Annotated in this window: 15 protein-coding genes; 11 read left to right on the forward strand and 4 right to left on the reverse strand. The window is 58.6% G+C overall.

What is annotated here, in order from left to right:
- The first annotated feature begins 26 nt into the window (after positions 1-26).
- The 5 genes from miaA (at position 27) to ACR0NW_RS01435 (ending at position 7,788) form a co-directional block, all read left to right on the forward strand.
- Positions 27-920: a tRNA (adenosine(37)-N6)-dimethylallyltransferase MiaA gene (miaA, locus tag ACR0NW_RS01415; protein WP_480449276.1), complete on the forward strand. Its 894-nt coding sequence runs from the start codon at positions 27-29 to the stop codon at positions 918-920.
- Positions 921-1,275: 355 nt separating this feature from the next.
- Entirely contained in the window at positions 1,276-2,946 is a 1,671-nt protein-coding gene (locus tag ACR0NW_RS01420) for an ABC transporter substrate-binding protein (protein ID WP_480449274.1), read from the forward strand.
- A gap of 137 nt (positions 2,947-3,083) precedes the next feature.
- The gene (locus tag ACR0NW_RS01425) at positions 3,084-4,130 is read left to right on the forward strand and encodes an ABC transporter permease (RefSeq protein WP_480449272.1); all 1,047 of its coding nucleotides are present in this window, start codon (positions 3,084-3,086) and stop codon (positions 4,128-4,130) included.
- Between the two features lie 12 nt (positions 4,131-4,142).
- Entirely contained in the window at positions 4,143-5,606 is a 1,464-nt protein-coding gene (locus tag ACR0NW_RS01430; protein WP_480449270.1) for an ABC transporter permease, read from the forward strand.
- Positions 5,607-5,700: 94 nt separating this feature from the next.
- Positions 5,701-7,788 (forward strand): ABC transporter ATP-binding protein, encoded by a 2,088-nt coding sequence (locus ACR0NW_RS01435; RefSeq protein WP_170650231.1) that lies wholly within the window; start codon positions 5,701-5,703, stop codon positions 7,786-7,788.
- 115 nt (positions 7,789-7,903) lie between these two features.
- Here ACR0NW_RS01435 and ACR0NW_RS01440 read toward each other — a convergent pair whose 3' ends face one another.
- A complete protein-coding gene (locus ACR0NW_RS01440) occupies positions 7,904-8,482 on the reverse strand; it encodes a lytic transglycosylase domain-containing protein (protein ID WP_170650233.1) in 579 nt (192 codons plus the stop codon).
- Between the two features lie 202 nt (positions 8,483-8,684).
- On the opposite strand from ACR0NW_RS01440, the gene ssb reads away from it, so the two are divergent.
- Positions 8,685-9,173, forward strand: coding sequence for a single-stranded DNA-binding protein (ssb, locus tag ACR0NW_RS01445; protein WP_170650235.1), 489 nt, complete (start codon positions 8,685-8,687; stop codon positions 9,171-9,173).
- 18 nt (positions 9,174-9,191) lie between these two features.
- On the forward strand, positions 9,192-10,262 hold the full coding sequence (locus ACR0NW_RS01450; RefSeq protein ID WP_480449268.1) for a site-2 protease family protein: 1,071 nt from the start codon (positions 9,192-9,194) through the stop codon (positions 10,260-10,262).
- Positions 10,263-10,274: 12 nt separating this feature from the next.
- On the opposite strand, the gene aroB is transcribed toward ACR0NW_RS01450, so the two are convergent.
- Both aroB and ACR0NW_RS01460 read right to left on the reverse strand, forming a co-directional pair.
- Positions 10,275-11,387 (reverse strand): 3-dehydroquinate synthase, encoded by a 1,113-nt coding sequence (gene aroB, locus ACR0NW_RS01455; RefSeq protein ID WP_480449266.1) that lies wholly within the window; start codon positions 11,385-11,387, stop codon positions 10,275-10,277.
- Complete coding sequence (locus tag ACR0NW_RS01460) at positions 11,388-11,975, reverse strand: shikimate kinase (RefSeq protein ID WP_480449264.1); 588 nt, start codon at positions 11,973-11,975, stop codon at positions 11,388-11,390. It lies immediately after the preceding gene.
- Positions 11,976-12,054: 79 nt separating this feature from the next.
- On the opposite strand from ACR0NW_RS01460, the gene ACR0NW_RS01465 reads away from it, so the two are divergent.
- The 4 genes from ACR0NW_RS01465 (at position 12,055) to ACR0NW_RS01480 (ending at position 16,038) form a co-directional block, all read left to right on the forward strand.
- On the forward strand, positions 12,055-12,204 hold the full coding sequence (locus ACR0NW_RS01465; RefSeq protein ID WP_170650243.1) for a hypothetical protein: 150 nt from the start codon (positions 12,055-12,057) through the stop codon (positions 12,202-12,204).
- A complete protein-coding gene (locus ACR0NW_RS01470) occupies positions 12,194-13,714 on the forward strand; it encodes a hypothetical protein (protein WP_480449262.1) in 1,521 nt (506 codons plus the stop codon). The genes ACR0NW_RS01465 and ACR0NW_RS01470 overlap by 11 nt, the downstream gene beginning before the upstream one ends.
- Positions 13,715-13,716: 2 nt before the next feature.
- Positions 13,717-14,667 (forward strand): site-specific tyrosine recombinase XerD, encoded by a 951-nt coding sequence (locus tag ACR0NW_RS01475; RefSeq protein ID WP_480449260.1) that lies wholly within the window; start codon positions 13,717-13,719, stop codon positions 14,665-14,667.
- A 63-nt stretch (positions 14,668-14,730) separates the two neighbouring features.
- Complete coding sequence (locus ACR0NW_RS01480; RefSeq protein ID WP_480449258.1) at positions 14,731-16,038, forward strand: HlyC/CorC family transporter; 1,308 nt, start codon at positions 14,731-14,733, stop codon at positions 16,036-16,038.
- Between the two features lie 78 nt (positions 16,039-16,116).
- Here ACR0NW_RS01480 and ACR0NW_RS01485 read toward each other — a convergent pair whose 3' ends face one another.
- Entirely contained in the window at positions 16,117-17,685 is a 1,569-nt protein-coding gene (locus ACR0NW_RS01485; RefSeq protein WP_480449256.1) for an ABC transporter substrate-binding protein, read from the reverse strand.
- Between the last annotated feature and the right edge of the window lie 28 nt (positions 17,686-17,713).

Raw genomic sequence — 17,713 nt, forward strand, 5'->3', positions numbered from 1 at the left:
GATGGTTGGGAATAAGGCAATCACATATGGCTGAGAACTCTGCGACGCGGCTTTTGGAACGGCTTCCAGAGATTGCGGATGGAAAACCGGTGCTGATTGCCGGTCCGACCGCATCCGGGAAATCCGCGCTGGCGCTGGAAATAGCCGAGCGGTTTGGCGGGGTTATCGTGAATGCTGATGCAAGTCAGGTCTATGATTGCTGGCGGGTCATCACCGCCCGCCCCTCGGTGGACGAGGAAGCGCGGGCGCCACATCTGTTATATGGACACGTTCCGTTCGATCAGACCTATTCCACTGGCCACTGGCTGCGCGAGGTGGTGCCGCTGCTATCCGGCGACCGGCGGCCGATCATCGTTGGTGGGACGGGGCTGTATTTCACGGCGCTGACCGAAGGGATGGCCGACATTCCGGCGACCCCGCCCGAGGTTCGGGCCGAAGCCGATTCGATGACACATGCCGATTTGCTTGCCGGAATTGACCCGATTACCGCGAAGGGCATCGACACGCTAAACCGTGTTCGCGTTCAGCGCGCTTGGGAAGTTCAGCGCGCAACGGGGCGGTCGATCGCCGAATGGCAGGCCGATACACCTCCGCCCACATTGCGGCTGGCGGATGCCGTGCCTCTGGTATTCGACGTGCAAAAGGACTGGCTGCTGGATCGCATAACGCGCCGCTTCGATCAGATGCTTGAACAGGGCGCACTGGACGAAGTCGCGGCAATGCGGGACCGGTACGATCCGTCATTACCGTCCTGCAAGGCAATTGGCGTACCCGAGCTGGTGGCTCATCTGGACGGCACTCTGACGTTGGATGAGGCCCGGGAAAAGGCAACGATTGCGACACGACAGTTCGCAAAACGACAACGCACGTGGTTTCGCGCACGCATGAAATCTTGGTACCCGGTTGATTCCGTGGCGTAATTTTTCCCGCCTTGTCGACCGAAAAAGCCGCTAGACCCTGAAAAATGAAAAAGAATTCATCCTGTTAGCGGGTGCTCGGACCAGATTCGCCGGGATGGTGCAAATCTTTATATTAATCAGAGACTTTCCCAGTTTGAGATGATTGAAAATCAGGATCACATTCGTCGCTAATGTCGTTTTTGTGCAATCTATGCCGATTCCGAACATTGACGTTGTCCGATTTCTGTTGCCGAATACCGTTCATGGGGATGCCAACGTTCCAAAAACGGAATCTCACAACTGGGCGGGAAATGTCTGCCCGGTTTGTGCTTTGAAACCCTCCTCCAAACAAAAAGCGTGTCACAGGGAGACATACATGACAGATCAAACAACCACCGGAGCACCGATTCACTGGGCCGCCGAGATGCACGCCCAGGAATATCGGGACGGTAAGCTAAGCCGCCGCGAGTTTCTTGCCCGCACCACCGGCCTTGGCGTAACCGCAGCCGCAGCCTATGGCCTGATCGGTCTGCCGACACCGGCGATGGCTGCTGGCGAAGACGCCAAGAAAGAAGGCGGAACCCTGCGTGTGCAGGCCGCTGTTCGCGCGCTGAAAGACCCGCGCACATATGACTGGTCGGAAATGGGCAACCAGAGCCGCGGCACACTGGAATATCTGGTCGAGTACAACTCGGACGGTACATTCCGCGGAATGCTGCTGGAAGGCTGGGAAATCAACGAAGACGCGACCCAGTACACCCTGAAACTGCGTCAGGGCGTCAAGTGGAACAACGGCGACGATTTCACAGCCGATGACGTGGCCCGCAATATCACCCGCTGGTGTGACAAGAGCTCGGAAACCAACTCGATGGCGGGCCGTTTCGCCACATTGGTGGATGACGGTACCGGTCAGGCCATTGAAGGCGGCATTGTGGTAGTAGATCCGCACACAGTGCAGCTGAACCTGCCGAAATCCGATATTTCGCTGATTGCAGGCATGTCCGATTATCCTTCGGCTATCGTTCACAGCTCGTTCAGCGAGACTGATCTGACGAACAACGTCGGCACCGGCCCCTACCTGATCGAAGAGTTGGAAGTTGGTGTGAAGTGCACCTTGGTCCGCAACGAAAACCACGCCTGGTGGGGCGAGGCCGTATTCGGTCGTCCGGCGCTGGATCGTGTCGAGTATATCGACTACGGAACCGATCCGTCGGCCTGGCTGGCTGCGCTGGAATCGGACGAAGTCGACATGCTGCACGAGTCAGTCGGTGAATTCATCGATGTGATGGACGGGCTTGGCTACGTGAAGTCCGAAGTTATCACCATGGCGACCATTGTGATCCGCCCGAACCAGTTGGCCGAAATTGATGGCAAGCAACCCTATGCGGACAAGCGCGTGCGCAAGGCGCTGCAGATGGCTGTTAACAACGAAGTCTGCTTGGAATTGGGCTATGGTAACCGCGGATCGGCTGCTGAAAACCATCACGTTGGACCTGTGCATCCCGAGTATCCGGAACTGCCCAAACAGGAATCCGATCCGGCAGGCGCAATGAAATTGCTGGAAGAGGCCGGCATGGCCGATTTCGAGCATGAGCTGCTTTCGATCGACGACGACTGGCGCCGCAACACCACCGATGCGGTTGCAGCACAGCTGCGCGACGCGGGTATCAAGGTCAAACGGACGGTTCTGCCCGGCAGCACCTTCTGGAACGACTGGGTCAAGTATCCCTACAGCTCGACCAACTGGAACCACCGCCCGCTGGGCGTTCAGATCTGGGCGCTGGCATATAAGTCGGGCGAGGCGTGGAACGAATTCGGCTGGGCAAACGCCGATTTCGACGCGATCCTCGACGAAGCACTTGCGATTGCGGACGCCGACAAACGTCGTGCCGTGGCCGCCAAGGGCGCCGCGCTTATCCAGGAAGAAGGTGTCACCATCCAGCCGTACTGGCGCGCCCTGTACCGTCACATGAAAGACGGACTTGTGGGTACGGATCAGCACATCTCGTTCGAACACCACCAGTACAAGTGGGGTTGGGCGGCCTAAGTTAACCGCCGAAAAAAATCTTGGGGCGCCTGACCGGGGCGCCCCTTTCCAGCCGCAGACACACCGACACGGGGTCGGAAGTCCGAGGCCAGATAATGGTCCTATGATCTGCGGAACACCTGAACAACGGGGCCTTCATGGGACTTTTTATCCTCCGTCGGTCAGGCGTGATGCTGCTAACAGCTTTATGTCTGACATTCGTGGTCTTCTTTTTGACCAACCTCTATCCAAACCTTGAAAAGCTTGCAAAAACGCAAGGCAACCAGCGGATGTCGGATGAGCAGGTGCAAACCTGGCTTGAAAATCGCGGCTATCAACAATCGACGCTGGTCAAATACGGGCAATGGCTTGGAGTCATGCCTGGATTTACCAACACGCTGGCTGACGGCCAATTTGTGGGCACCTGTGTCCGCCCCGGCTCGACCGCTGAGACGACCCCAAGATTCTGCGGTGTCCTGCAGGGTGAATGGGGATACTCGACCGTGTTCAAGGATGACGTGGGAACGATTGTATCGAAACGGCTTGGAAACACCGGCTATCTGATGTTCTGGGTGCTTGTTCTGATGATCCCTTCGGCGCTGATCGTCGGGGTACTGGCCGGGATGCGCGAAGGTTCGGCGCTGGATCGGTCCTTGTCTACATTCTCGATCATTACAACGGCAACGCCGGAATACGTGTCGGGCGTTATCTTTATCGCCATTTTCACGTCGTCGACGGTGGGCCTTAAATGGTTCAAGGGAACAGCGACACAGGCAATGGACAACCCGACGTTCGAGAACTTTTTCCTGCCGGTGCTGACCATTGCCCTTTACGGTATGGGATATATCGCGCGGATGACTCGCGCCTCGATGACCGAGGTTATGACCGCGCAGTACATCCGAACCGCCCGCCTCAAGGGCGTCTCGTTCTCGAACATCGTCATGAAACACGCGCTGCGCAATGCGCTGATCGCGCCCTTCACCGTCATCATGCTGCAGTTCCCATGGCTGCTGAACGGCGTGGTGATCGTCGAGACCCTGTTTAACTACAAGGGCTTTGGCTGGGCGCTGGTACAGGCGGCGGGCAACAACGACATCCAGCTGTTGCTGGCGATTTCGGTCGTGTCTGTCTTTGTGGTTCTGGTGACGCAGCTGATATCAGATATCGGCTATGTCTACCTCAACCCGCGCATTCGCATTTCGTAAGGGAGATAGAACATGGAACCTCTAAGCTGGACCGGCTCTATCGCCTTTCTGAATCCTATCCTGGTGATCGCACTGGTGCTTTTGGCAATTTCCATCGTGATCTGGATCTTGGCCAGTATCTTTCAGGCCGAAGCGCCCGTATCGGTGAATGCGGACGGAACCCTGAGCTCGGGCGGCGGTCTGCGCGGCCTGTCGCAGATGGCGCTGCGCTATTCGTTCATGGCAAGCGTGGGTGCCGCGCTTGCCTATCTGGTGCTGGGTATCTTCCTGGGAACCAATGCCGGCATCATCGGCGCAATCTCGCAGCAGTTCCTGCCCGTCTGGGTGTCGATGATCATCCTGTTTGCGATGTCCATCGCCTTCAAGCGTCGGCTTGGCCTATATGGCAAGCTGTTTGACAGCCCGATCGGAATGATCGGTTTCGGATTGGTCATGTTCTGGGTTTTCACTGGCATCTTCGGTGCACTGGACCTGATCGTCACGCATGATCCGCTGGATCAGGTTTCGGGTATGAAGAACAAAGTGCCGGGCACTCCGCTACCCAATCTGGAGGAAGGCGAGTTCGCCTGGTACCTTCTGGGTGGAGACAATCTGGCCCGGGATGTGTTCAGCCGCATGGTCAAGGGCGCATGGATTGTGGTGCAGATCGCACCGCTGGCCACGCTGTTTGCATTCATGGTCGGGATCACGCTGGGACTGCCGGCAGGTTACTATGGCGGACGGCTGGACACGTTCCTGTCCTTCCTCGCCAACCTGATCCTTGCCTTCCCGGTTATCCTGCTGTTCTACCTGCTGGTTACGCCGGAAATCGTGGCGACGGGTGTGCCGAACTATATGGCGGCGGTGTTGTTCGTGTTCCCGATCCTGTTCATCGGTGTTCTGCTGAATTCGCGCTACTACACGCGACCAAAGTTCCGCACGCCTTTGCTGATCGGAGTTCTGGGTATTGCGATCTGGCTTTATCTGTCGCTGATCTCGACCGGTGGATACATCATCAACACAGACGCCTACCGGATCTGGGGTCTGCCGACATACCTTGACCTCTTCGACGTTCCGGGTGGCATTCTGGTCGTGTTCGTTTCGGTGGTCTTTGTGAACTCACCCACGGTGTTCCGTATCGTCCGTGGTCTGGCACTGGACATCAAGACGCGTGACTATGTGGCAGCCGCACAGACGCGGGGCGAAGGGCCATGGTACATCATGCTATGGGAAATCCTGCCCAACGCGCGTGGCCCGCTGATCGTCGATTTCTGTCTGCGCATCGGTTATACCACCATCCTTTTGGGGACATTGGGTTTCTTCGGACTGGGATTGCCGCCGGAAAGCCCGGACTGGGGTTCGACGATCAACGAGGGCCGCAAGCTCTTGTCGATCTATCTGCACCCTGCCCTGCCTCCTGCGTTGGCCCTGTTGTCGCTGGTTCTTGGTCTGAACCTGCTGGCGGATGGTCTGCGCGAGGAAAGCCTGAAGGACTGATGTGATCGAGGCCGGGGGCGCTGCCCCCGGACCCCCGGAGTATTTGAGGCCAGATGAAGATGGATCTTTTTTCTGAGCCGACAGGGAGAACAACATGAACAAACTGGCGGATTATGACGGCCCGATCCTTGAGATCGACAAGCTGTCAATTTCATTCTTTACCCGCCTGCGTGAAATCCCGGCTGTGATGGATTTCTCGGTCAGCGTCCAGCCCGGCGAGGCGGTTGGTCTTGTGGGCGAGTCCGGTTGCGGCAAGTCGACCGTGGCGCTGGGTGTGATGCAGGACCTTGGCAAGAACGGGCGGATCGTTGGCGGTTCGATCAAGTTCAAGGGTCGCGATCTGAGCGAAATGAGCGCAGAAGAGTTGCGTGACGTTCGCGGCAACGAGATCGCCATGATCTATCAGGAGCCGATGGCATCGCTGAATCCGGCGATGAAGATCGGCAAGCAGCTGATGGAAGTGCCGATGATCCACGAGGGTGTCGGCAAGGAAGAAGCCTATGCCCGCGCATTGGAGGTGGTGACGGACGTGCGCCTGCCCGACCCCGAGCGGATGCTGAACAGCTTTCCGCATCAGTTGTCTGGGGGACAGCAGCAACGGATCGTGATTGCCATGGCGCTGATGTCCAAGCCTGCGCTGCTGATCCTTGATGAACCGACGACGGCGCTGGACGTGACCGTCGAGGCCGCTGTTGTGGAACTTGTCAGGGACTTGGGCAAGAAATACGGTACCTCGATGCTGTTCATCAGCCACAACCTTGGTCTGGTTCTTGAGACCTGCGACCGGCTGTGCGTGATGTATTCCGGTGAGGCGGTTGAGCGTGGTTCGATCCACGATGTTTTCGACGAAATGCAGCACCCCTACACGCAAGCGCTGTTCCGGTCGATCCCGCTGCCGGGGGCCGACAAGAACTCGCGCCCGCTTGTGGCAATTCCGGGCAACTTCCCCCTGCCCCATGAACGCCCGCCGGGATGCAACTTTGGCCCGCGCTGCGATTACTTTGAAGAAGGTCGCTGCGACGCGCAGGACATCCTGATGAGTGCCGTGCCCGGCAATGACCGCCATCACACGCGTTGCCTGAAGTTTCAGGAGATCGACTGGAACGCGCCGATTACGGTTGGTGAGCAGAAAGAAAAAGCCGCGATTGGCCGGACCGTCCTCAAGATGGACAACCTCAAGAAATACTATGAGGTGGCTGCAAACGCGCTGTTCGGAGGTGGCGCGACCAAGGTGGTCAAGGCAAACGAGACCCTGAGTTTCGAAGCCCACGAATCCGAAACGCTGGCCATTGTGGGCGAATCCGGTTGCGGCAAATCCACCTTCGCCAAGGTTCTGATGGGGCTTGAGACGGCAACTGACGGGCAGATTCTGCTGGATAATCGCAACATCGAACAGGTGCCCATCGAAGAACGTGACGCCAAGACTGTTGGCGAAGTGCAGATGGTGTTCCAGAACCCGTTCGACACGCTGAACCCGTCCATGACCGTGGGGCGGCAAATCATCAGGGCGCTGGAAATCTTTGGCGTCGGCAATTCCGAGGCAGACCGTAAGAAGCGGATGCTGGAACTGCTGGATCTGGTGAAACTGCCCCGCGCGTTTGCAGACCGGATGCCGCGCCAGTTGTCAGGCGGCCAGAAACAGCGTGTCGGTATCGCCCGCGCCTTTGCGGGGGATGCCCGGATCGTGGTCGCTGACGAGCCCGTCTCGGCGCTGGATGTGTCGGTGCAGGCGGCTGTGACCGATCTACTGATGGAAATTCAGCGCGAGCAGAAAACCACGTTGCTGTTCATCAGCCATGACCTGTCGATTGTGCGGTATCTGAGTGACCGGGTCATGGTGATGTATCTGGGACATGTGGTGGAACTGGGATCGACCGATCAGGTATTCTCGCCGCCATATCACCCGTATACCGAGGCGCTGTTGTCCGCTGTTCCCATCGCGGACACATCGGTTGAAAAGCAGCATATCGTTCTGGAAGGGGATATTCCGTCGGCCATGAATCCGCCGCCGGGTTGTCCGTTCCAGACGCGGTGCCGCTGGAAATCCGAAGTGCCGGGAGGCTTGTGTGAAAAGGATGTGCCGCCGGTACAGACACTTGCGGATGGTCATCAGGTCAAGTGCCATCTGGCCGAAGATATCCTTGCCCGCATGGAGCCGGTCATCAAGATCGCGGCCGAATAGGTGCAATCAATACCAGAAAGGGCCGGCCTTGCGCCGGCCTTTTTTAGTTCAAGACAATCTCAGCAGAACGACGGTGCGCGTGTGATCATCCGAAATGGCAAGCGGATAGCAGCGATCAACTGCCCCAGATTTTTTTGACGTAATTCTGTGTCTCGGCATAAGGCGGTATGCCGCCGTGCTTTTCCACCGCTTTCGGACCGGCGTTATAGGCGGCCAGCGCCAGACGCCAGGATTTGAACTTGCGATATTGCCAGGACAGATAGCGCGCGCCGCCTTCCAGATTCTGGCGCGGATCATGTGGGTCCACCCCCAGCAGATTGGCTGTCTGTGGCATGAGTTGCGCCAGACCCAATGCACCCTTGTGCGATTTTGCATGTGGGTTCCAGCCGGATTCCTGATGCACCAGTCGCAGGAAAAGTTCCTCGGGCACGCTGTGTTTGCGCGCGGCCTCGCGGGCCATCTGCAGATATTGCCCCCGGTACTTTCCGGAATATCGTTTGCTGAACCCGGTTTGCGCCGTCTTTGGCTTCAGACGGTCGGAATCCCGGTACTGAGTTGCACCGCGGGAATCTAGGAATTTCGCCTGTTTCTGAAAGATGTCCTTGCGGTTCTTTGTCGAGAACATGTCAGCCTGTGCCGGAAGTGACGCCAGCACCAAGCACACAACAGAAAAACCGCCAACCAGAAAGCGCATCAATAGACCCTGCTCGTTCAGTCTTCGCGCGATTATATGAATTACGAACCGAAAGGAAAGTCCGGTTGCGCGGGGGCCGGAATTTCGGGCGGGACTGTGCCCCTATCAACTCTGTTTTAACCATGACGCAGGCCGTATAGGGTCACGGAGAACGGATCGTGAGATTCGCGACAGATCGAGATGAATAAGAACGGGGAATCATATGGCGGGTTCAGTCAACAAGGTCATTCTGGTCGGAAATCTGGGCCGGGATCCCGAGGTCAGGAACTTTCAAAACGGGGGCAAGGTCTGCAATCTTCGCATTGCGACATCTGAAACCTGGAAGGATCGCAACACCGGCGAACGCCGTGAACGGACCGAATGGCACTCGGTTGCTATCTTCAATGAAGGTCTTGTCCGTGTCGCGGAACAGTATCTGCGCAAAGGCTCGAAAATCTATGTCGAAGGGCAGTTGCAGACCCGGAAGTGGCAGGACCAGTCCGGACAGGACCGCTATTCTACCGAGGTTGTCCTGCAGGGCTTTGGATCGACCCTCGTGATGCTTGACGCACGCGGCGAAGGCGGCGGCGGTGGTGGCGGCGGATATGGCGGAGGCCAGTCCGGTGGCGGATATGGCGACCCCTATGGCGCTCCGCAAGGATCACCGGCACCGGCATCGGGCGGAATCGACGACGACGAGATCCCGTTCTAAGACAACCGGAGAACATATATGACATGGTCCTTCTCACTCGGTCGATTGCTCGGCTCGGAACTGAGGGTCCATGTCACCTTTTTCCTGCTGCTCGCATGGGTCGGATTTGCCGCCTATTCGGACGGCGGAATACAGGCCGCCATCGAAAACATCGCTTTTGTTCTGGCTCTGTTTGCCTGTGTGGTCGCGCATGAGTTCGGCCACGCATTGATGGCCCGGCGCTATGGTATCAAGACGCCTGACATCACACTTCTGCCGATCGGCGGGCTGGCGCGACTGGAGCGGATGCCCGAAAAGCCGATGCAAGAGGTGATGGTGGCCCTTGCCGGACCAGCGGTGAATGTCGTCATCTGGGGTATTCTGGTGATCTTCGGCGCCAGGATGAATTTGGAGACACTGGCCCAGATCGACTCGACCCGGACCGACCTGTTGAGCCGTCTGGCCTATGTGAATCTGTTCCTCGCCGTCTTCAACATGATCCCGGCCTTCCCAATGGATGGCGGGCGGGTATTCCGGGCACTTTTGTGCATGAACATGGATCGCGTCAAAGCCACGCGTGTTGCGGCCATCGGTGGACAAATGGTGGCCGTGTTGCTGGGGTTCCTTGGCCTGACGTCAGGCAACCCAATCCTCGTTCTGATAGCGGTATTTGTGTTCATCGCGGCCAATGCGGAAAGTCAGGATGTCGCCATGCGCTCGGTCGCGCGCCGCGTTCTGGCGCGGGACGCAATGATCACATCGTTCGAGGCGCTGTCACCTCGGGACACGTTGAACACCGCAGCGCAGGCTGTCATTCACACCACGCAGCACGAGTTCCCGGTCCTGGATGACAACGGGGTGCTTTTGGGGTTTGTCACCCGCTCAAAACTGTTTGCAGCCCTTGCCGGTGATCACCCTAGGTCAGACCCGGCGACGACGGTCATGGACGAGAACATTCCCACCGTCGCACTGACGGCTGGTCTGGAGAAGGTTCTGGAAGAGCTTCACCAAGGTGCCCCCGCCATCGCAGTCTGCACCGAAACCGGGCGTATGGTCGGCTATATCACCCGCGAAAACATCGGTGAGCTTATGGTGATCAAGGGGCGCTAAACCCCTTTTATGTCAGCAGGTTGCCAGAGCGTCCTCAAGCACCGTCATAACCGCATCGCGTGGCACGTCGGAGGTGACGAACGCCTGCCCGATCCCGCGCGCCAGAATGAACCGCAACTGTCCGTCCACAACCTTTTTGTCCTGCGCCATCAGATCGACCAACGCCTCGGCCCCGGGCAGATCACCCGGAATATCTGCCAGATCGGTTTTCATGCCCATAGCCTTGAGATGCGCGCGAACGCGGCTTGGATCCTCTTGCGAACACAGGCCCAGCCGGGCGGACAATTCAAAGGCCAGAGCACAACCGATTGCAACGCCTTCACCGTGCAGCAGACGGTCGGAATAACCTGTCGCAGCCTCAAGCGCGTGACAGAAGGTGTGGCCAAGGTTCAGCAACGCGCGGTCGCCCTGCTCGGTCTCGTCCCGGGCGACGATGTCGGCCTTCATCTGGACCGAACGCGTCACGGCCTGCACTCGTGCAGCCATATCCCCGGCAGACAAAGTTGGGCCATTGACCTCGAGCCAGTCAAAGAAGGCTGCATCACCCAACAGGCCGTATTTCACCACTTCACCATACCCGGCCAGAAAATCCCGGGGTGTCAGCGTGCCCAAAACCGCTGTATCGGCCAACACCAGCGAAGGCTGATGAAAAGCGCCGATCAGGTTCTTTCCCTGCGGTGCGTTGATACCGGTTTTGCCACCGACAGAGCTGTCCACCTGCGCCAGCAGCGAGGTCGGAATCTGCACGAACCGAACTCCGCGCCGCAGAACGGCAGCGGCAAATCCCGCCAGATCGCCGATCACTCCACCGCCCAGGGCAACAACCACATCCCGGCGTTCGACCTTTTCCGACAGCAGCCACTCGACGGCGCGCTCGAAATGGGGCCAGCTTTTCGTGGCTTCGCCTGCGGGTAGTGCCAGCGCACTCATTTCAATACCTGCGGCGGCCAGACCCGAACGGAGCCCTTCCAGATGCAGGCCAGCAACGGTTTCGTCTGTCAGAACAGCAACCCGGGGACGATGCAGCAGAGGCGCGATCCGCGCACCGGACTGAGCCAGAAGATCGGGACCGATTTCGACATTGTAGGCGCGATCGCCCAACGGGACATGAACTGTCTGATGCATCTATTTCCGTTCCAAAACATCCGGGCGGGTTTCCAGTACCGACAACACCCGGTCAACCATCCTGTCGATCGAGGTTTCAGCGTCCGATTCCACCGCCAGATCGGCCTTGGAATACAGGGGCACCCTTTTATCATACAGCGCCCGCAACGTCGCATGCGGGTTCTCGGTGCGCAGCAGGGGTCGCGTATCCTTATGCCGGACCCGGTTCCAAAGCACGCCCAGATCGGCCCGCAGCCACACCGACACGCCGCGCTCGGATATCATCTGACGGTTTTCCGGCGACAAGAACGCGCCGCCACCGGTGGACAGGATACCTTTTTCCTCGTCCAGAAGCCTGCCGATCACCTGACTTTCCTTCCGACGAAAGAACGGCTCGCCATCGCGGGCAAAAATCTCGGGGATGGTCATGTTGGCGGCCGATTCGATCTCGGCATCGCTGTCGAGGAACGGAACTCCCAGCCGCGCGGCAAGAGCCCGCCCCACAGCGGTTTTTCCGGCCCCCATCATGCCAACCATAACCACGGTTTTGTGCAGATCATATGCCTGCGCCGCGTCGGATCGTTGGGCGTTATGCTTAATTTCGCTCATTTCCCTGTGAATGACGTGATCTTGCGGAAAATGCCAGTTATAACTTGGCCAAAAGAGAAAATTGGGGCAGCGTTAAACCATGGGCCGTCTGATCAAGTTCCTGATATACCTTATTTGCCTCGGCTTCATCGGGCTGGTGGCGTATGCTTATGTCGGGCCGTTTTTCGGCGCCGACTTTTCTGCGCCGCAAAGTGAAATCCGCGAACCGGTGACATTGGATGTTGACTAGGGCAACGCTGATTGCGTTTTGCCTGACCGGACCGGCCTTTGCGCAACAGCCCCTTTCAGCAATCGAGTGGCTGAACGATCCGCCCGAAAACCTGCCGGGAACAGTACTGCTTGAACCGCCTGTGACCCAGACGGGCCTGTCGCCCAATGTCGAGGTCACCCCGTTGGAATCGCTGTCGCGCCCGCTGGGGCTGGTATCGTCCTCGGTCACGGGGCTGCCGCTTGACCTGTGGCGCGGAAGTGACCCGCAACGCCTTGCGGAAATGATATCGCAGGTACCGGTACGCCGTAATCCGGCCATGCAGCGCTTGTTGTTCACTCTGTTGCTGACCGAAGCGCGTGCGCCCGCAGGTCCTGGCGCGGACGAGGTAATGTTGTTCGCCCGGCTGGACCGGCTGATGCAACTGGGCGCCAGCGACCCTGCACAATCCCTGATTCAATTAGCCGGTCCGACGGATTCTCAGGAAAGGTTTCAACACTGGTTCGATGCCACCCTGCTGACTGGGGACGAAGAGCGTAGTTGCACCGCCCTGATCGCTCAGCCCCATCTGTCGCGGGATTATGCGGCGCAGATATTTTGCAAAGCACGCCGGGGGGACTGGACATCCGCCGCTCTGACTCTGGAGGCCGCTCACGCGTTGCAGGTTCTGCCGCCGGAAGAGTTGGACCTGCTAGACAGGTTTCTTAGCCCGGAGTTGTACGAAGGCGCAGAATACCTGCCGCAACCAGAGCGCCCTGATCCTCTGACGTTCAGGATGTTCGAAGCGATTGGTGAGCGGTTGCCGACGGCCTCGCTGCCGCGGGCCTTTGCCAATGCTGACCTGCGGGACGTCGCGGGATGGAAAGCGCAAATCGAAGCCGCCGAGCGTCTGACCCGCATTGGCGCACTGACACCCAACCAGCTGCTGGGCCTTTATACGGAACGCGATCCCGCAGCGTCCGGCGGTGTTTGGGATCGGGTGGCGGCCGTTCAACGGTTTGAGGCCGCGCTGAACGCCGGTGATCCGCAGGTAATTTCCAAAACCCTGCCCCCTGTCTGGGAAATGATGCAAAGCGTCGGGCTGGAAGTACCTTTTGCAGAGTTGTTTTCCGAGGATTTGTCGAAGGTTGAATTGTCGTCGCCTAACGCGGAAAACCTGCGCTGGCGCATTCTGCTGCTTTCAGAAACCTATGAAACCGCTGCTCTGACCCTGCCCGAAGAGTCCGAACAGAACCTGTTTCTTGCCGCTCTGGCACAGGGCGATCCGGGGCGCGCGATTTCGCCCTCGCCGCTGGCCGATGCGATATCCGAAGGGTTTGCATGGTCTGCCCCCGTCCCGAGGGACATCGATGCGATGCTGTCCAACGGTCAGTTGGGCGAGGCGATTCTGAAATCAATGCAACTGTTCACCCACGGCGCACGTGGCAATCTGGTTGACCTGACCGCCGCACTGGCCACATTCCGCCGCGTGGGTCTGGAGGACACGGCGCGCCGGGCGGCGCTGCAATTGATGATCCTGAACGGAAGCTGACCATGAAAGCGCCCGATACGCAGGATCTTTGGATTTCCACGTTTCTCGAGGCGCAGGCCGCTGAACTGGGTGCCGCGACCAATACGCTGCTGGCCTATGGGCGCGACCTCAAGGACTTTGCCGACTGGCTGGACCGGCACAAATCCGATTTTATGGCTGCCGACAGGGATCGGGTCGAGGGGTATTTGATAGACTGCGATGCGCAGGGGCTTTCGCGTTCGACCCGCGCGCGGCGATTGTCTGCGATCAAACAGCTGTACCGGTTTGCCTTCGAGGAAGGCTGGCGCGAGTCGAACCCGGCCATTCAGATCAAGGGGCCCGGACGGCAAAAGCGGTTGCCGAAAACGCTTGAAGTGACCGAAGTCGATCGCCTGCTGGAAGCGGCCCGAATGACGGGCCGCAATGCGGCGGACCGTGTGCGGAATACCTGCCTGATGGAGTTGCTGTACGCGACAGGTATGCGGGTAACCGAGCTGGTGTCCCTGCCCGTTTCCTCGGCGCGCGGCGATCCGCGAATGCTGCTGATCCTTGGCAAAGGCGGCAAGGAAAGGATGGTGCCACTGTCACCGCCTGCGCGCGATGCTTTGGCCGCGTGGTTGACCGTTCGGGACGAGGTCGAGGAAAAAACCGTTGAAAAAGGCGGCCAGCCTTCGCGCTTTCTTTTCCCGTCACGTGGAAAATCCGGCCATCTGACCCGCCACCGGTTCTTTTTGCTGATCAAGGAATTTGCGGTTCAGGGGGGCGTCTCGCCTGAAAAGGTCACTCCGCACACGCTGCGCCACGCTTTTGCTACGCATCTGCTGGCAAACGGGGCTGATCTGCGCGCGATTCAAACGCTTCTAGGCCATGCGGATGTGGCGACGACGGAAATCTATACGCATGTTCTGGACGAACGTCTGTCCGAACTTGTGCTGGAACATCACCCGCTGGCCAAAAACAAGGATAAGGGCTAACCCCTTGATCGGGCGAGGCACCGGCCCCATAACGGATGCAGAACACAGAACAACCAAGGACCGATGGAACCCAACCCTTCCCTGATCGACGGCGCATTCTGGACAATCTCCGGCGCCATCCTGTTTTTGCTCGTCTTGTCGGGCTTTTTCTCAGGCTCTGAAACCGCCCTGACGGCGTCTTCGCGCGGCAAGCTGCGGGCGCAGGCCGACAAAGGATCGCGTGGGGCGCAAAAGGCGCTGGATATCACCGAAGACAACGAACGCCTGATAGGGTCGGTTCTGCTGGGCAACAACCTTGTGAACATTCTGGCGGCTTCGCTTGCGACGGCCCTATTCACACGGCTTTTTGGTGAAAGCGGCGTTGCACTTGCGACTCTGGTGATGACCCTGCTGGTTTTGGTCTTTGCCGAAGTTCTGCCCAAAACCTACGCGATCACAAATGCTGAAAAAGCGGCGGCGGCAGTTGCCCCTGCGATCGGCATCATCGTGACGCTGTTTTCGCCGGTGGTCGCCGCTGTGCGCCTTCTGGTGCGCGGTGTGCTGCGGCTGTTCGGCGTACAGATCGACCCCGATAGTCACGTGCTGGCTGTCCGCGAGGAAATTGCGGGTGCGCTGCAACTGGGACATTCCGAAGGCGTCGTCGAAAAGGAAGACCGTGACCGCATTCTGGGCGCACTGGATCTTGGCGACCGCACGGTCGAAGAAATCATGTTGCATCGCTCGAACATCGAAATGATCGATGCGGATGCCGAACCCGAAACCATCCTGCAGCAATGTCTGCAAAGCCGCCATACCCGACTGCCAGTGTTTCGGGACGAACCGGAGAATGTCATCGGCGTTGTCCACGCAAAGGACCTGTTTCGTGCGATGTATGCGCAGGTCGGGGGTGCCGAAGGCGATGCGGACCGACTGAAAAGCTTTGATGTCTCGAAGGTCGCGAATGCCCCCTATTTCGTGCCCGAAACGACCACTCTGGATGATCAGATGCGAGAGTTTCTGCGGATACGCAGCCACTTTGCGCTGGTCGTGGATGAATACGGGTCACTGCGCGGCTTGATCACGCTGGAAGACATTCTTGAGGAAATCGTGGGTGAAATCGCGGACGAGTTCGATATCGAAGAAGACGTTCCGGTGACGCGGACCGAGGATGGTCAGTACCTTGTCGAAGGCGCAATGACCATTCGCGACGTCAACCGCGCGATGGACTGGTCGCTGCCTGACGAAGAGGCCAACACCGTGGCGGGGCTGGTCATTCACGAGGCGCAGATGATCCCCGAAGTGGGACAGGTATTCTCGTTCCACGGTTTCCGGTTCGAGGTGACCGACCGCGAGGGTAACCGGATCACCGGCCTGAAAATCCGCCCGCTGTAACGCGGCAAGCCCTGACCCGGCCAGCCTTACAACTGTAGAACCGGCGCCCGAAGAACGGGCGCCGATCTGTATTTTGGTTTATGCGAACCAGGTGCGGCTGGCCACATAGCCATCCATCAGGTCACCATTTGCATGAGCGGCCCAGCCGGTCACGGTCTCTGAATAGCCGTCGATGAACTGGTTGAACATCGGGTTGATCAACCCGCCCTCTTCCCAGACGATACGCGCCATCTGGGCATAGATTTCCTGACGTTTCGAGGTGTCCAGTTCGGCGCGCGCCTTAAGAAGCAACGCGTCGAATTCCTCGTTCTTGAAGCGGGTATCGTTCCAATCCGCGGTCGAGAGGTAGCCCACCGACCACATCTGGTCCTGTACCGGACGTCCACCCCAGTAAGAAGCGCAGAAAGGTTTCTTGTTCCAAACTTCGGACCAGTAGCCATCTGCCGGTTCACGCTTGATCTCCAGCGGGATACCCGCCTCTTTCGCTGACAGCTGGAACAGCTGGGCTGCATCCAGCGCACCGGCGAAGGCCGCATCGGAAACGTGCAGCACGATGGGAGATCCGTCGTGGCCCGATGCCTTGTAGTGCTCGGCTGCTTTGGCCAGATCAAAGCTGCGCTGTTCAAGTGATCCGTCAAACAGCGGATAGGCTTCGTTGATCGGGATATCGTTGCCGACCGTTCCATAGCCGCGCAGCACTTTGTCCACCAGCTCATCCCGGTTGATGGCGTATTTCAGCGCCAGACGCAGGTCTTTGTTGTCGAACGGCGCGGTGTCCGTGTGCATGACAAAGATATAGTGCCCACGCCCCGATGTGGCGTTGATGGTGACGCCCGGCGCACGACCGAACAGCTTGGCGGTACGTGGGGACACGATGTTGATGGCGTGGACCTGCCCGGCCTGCAAAGCCGCCGCACGGGCTGTATCGTCGTTCAGAACCAGAATTTCGTGGCTGTCATAGTGGCCGACGGTGTCATCCCAGTGGTTGGCAAACCTTTCAAAGCCATAGCGAACACCCGGTTCGTCGGCCACGACCTTGAACGCGCCGGTCGAGATGCCAGCCGCCGGGTTGTCCATGCCGCCACCGGGCTGGATCACAAGGTGATAGTCCGACACCAGATAGGGAAGATCGGCGTTGGGCGTGGTCAGGGTGATGGCAACTTTGTCGCCGTCTACACGCACGTCTTCGATCCCACGCATGATGCCCAACGCACCGGACTGAGAATCCTCGTTCGAATGGCGCGCCAGCGTCAGTTGAACGTCCTCGGGGGTCAGGGTTTTGCCGTTATGGAATTCAACGCCCTTGCGAATGGTGAAATACCACGTCTTGGCGTCTTCCGATGCCTCCCAGCTTTCTGCGAGGCTTGGGGCAATGCCACCTTCCGGGGTCACAACAGTCAGGGTGTTGCCAAAGGCACGCAGCGCCTTGGCCGTCACATGCGACGCCGACAAGGCAGGATCAAGGGTGTTGGTGCTTTCGCCGCCCTTCAGCCCCAGAACAAAGTGGCCGCCCTTTTTGGGCGTTTCAGCCAATCCCGCTTCGGCCCAAATCAGGTTGGCTACCGCAGCGCTCAGACCAAGAGCGCCGGCCTTGGCAATGAATTCACGGCGGCTAAGGGATTTGGGTTTGGGGTCGAATTTACTCATTTCGTTGTCCTTGTGGAGTAATTGACGT

This window comes from Ruegeria sp. CF5 (genome assembly GCF_056537325.1).

What these genes read in the sequence shown, in the direction of transcription:
- ACR0NW_RS01450 (WP_480449268.1), top strand. Translation starts at nt 9,192, where the DNA reads ATGACATGGTCCTTCTCACTCGGTCGATTGCTCGGCTCGGAACTGAGG.
- ACR0NW_RS01430 (WP_480449270.1), top strand. Translation starts at nt 4,143, where the DNA reads ATGGAACCTCTAAGCTGGACCGGCTCTATCGCCTTTCTGAATCCTATC.
- ACR0NW_RS01440 (WP_170650233.1), bottom strand. Translation starts at nt 8,482, where the DNA reads ATGCGCTTTCTGGTTGGCGGTTTTTCTGTTGTGTGCTTGGTGCTGGCG.
- ACR0NW_RS01485 (WP_480449256.1), bottom strand. Translation starts at nt 17,685, where the DNA reads ATGAGTAAATTCGACCCCAAACCCAAATCCCTTAGCCGCCGTGAATTC.
- ACR0NW_RS01425 (WP_480449272.1), top strand. Translation starts at nt 3,084, where the DNA reads ATGGGACTTTTTATCCTCCGTCGGTCAGGCGTGATGCTGCTAACAGCT.
- miaA (WP_480449276.1), top strand. Translation starts at nt 27, where the DNA reads ATGGCTGAGAACTCTGCGACGCGGCTTTTGGAACGGCTTCCAGAGATT.
- ACR0NW_RS01470 (WP_480449262.1), top strand. Translation starts at nt 12,194, where the DNA reads ATGTTGACTAGGGCAACGCTGATTGCGTTTTGCCTGACCGGACCGGCC.
- ACR0NW_RS01460 (WP_480449264.1), bottom strand. Translation starts at nt 11,975, where the DNA reads ATGAGCGAAATTAAGCATAACGCCCAACGATCCGACGCGGCGCAGGCA.
- ACR0NW_RS01420 (WP_480449274.1), top strand. Translation starts at nt 1,276, where the DNA reads ATGACAGATCAAACAACCACCGGAGCACCGATTCACTGGGCCGCCGAG.
- ACR0NW_RS01475 (WP_480449260.1), top strand. Translation starts at nt 13,717, where the DNA reads ATGAAAGCGCCCGATACGCAGGATCTTTGGATTTCCACGTTTCTCGAG.
- ACR0NW_RS01435 (WP_170650231.1), top strand. Translation starts at nt 5,701, where the DNA reads ATGAACAAACTGGCGGATTATGACGGCCCGATCCTTGAGATCGACAAG.
- ACR0NW_RS01465 (WP_170650243.1), top strand. Translation starts at nt 12,055, where the DNA reads ATGGGCCGTCTGATCAAGTTCCTGATATACCTTATTTGCCTCGGCTTC.
- ssb (WP_170650235.1), top strand. Translation starts at nt 8,685, where the DNA reads ATGGCGGGTTCAGTCAACAAGGTCATTCTGGTCGGAAATCTGGGCCGG.
- ACR0NW_RS01480 (WP_480449258.1), top strand. Translation starts at nt 14,731, where the DNA reads ATGGAACCCAACCCTTCCCTGATCGACGGCGCATTCTGGACAATCTCC.
- aroB (WP_480449266.1), bottom strand. Translation starts at nt 11,387, where the DNA reads ATGCATCAGACAGTTCATGTCCCGTTGGGCGATCGCGCCTACAATGTC.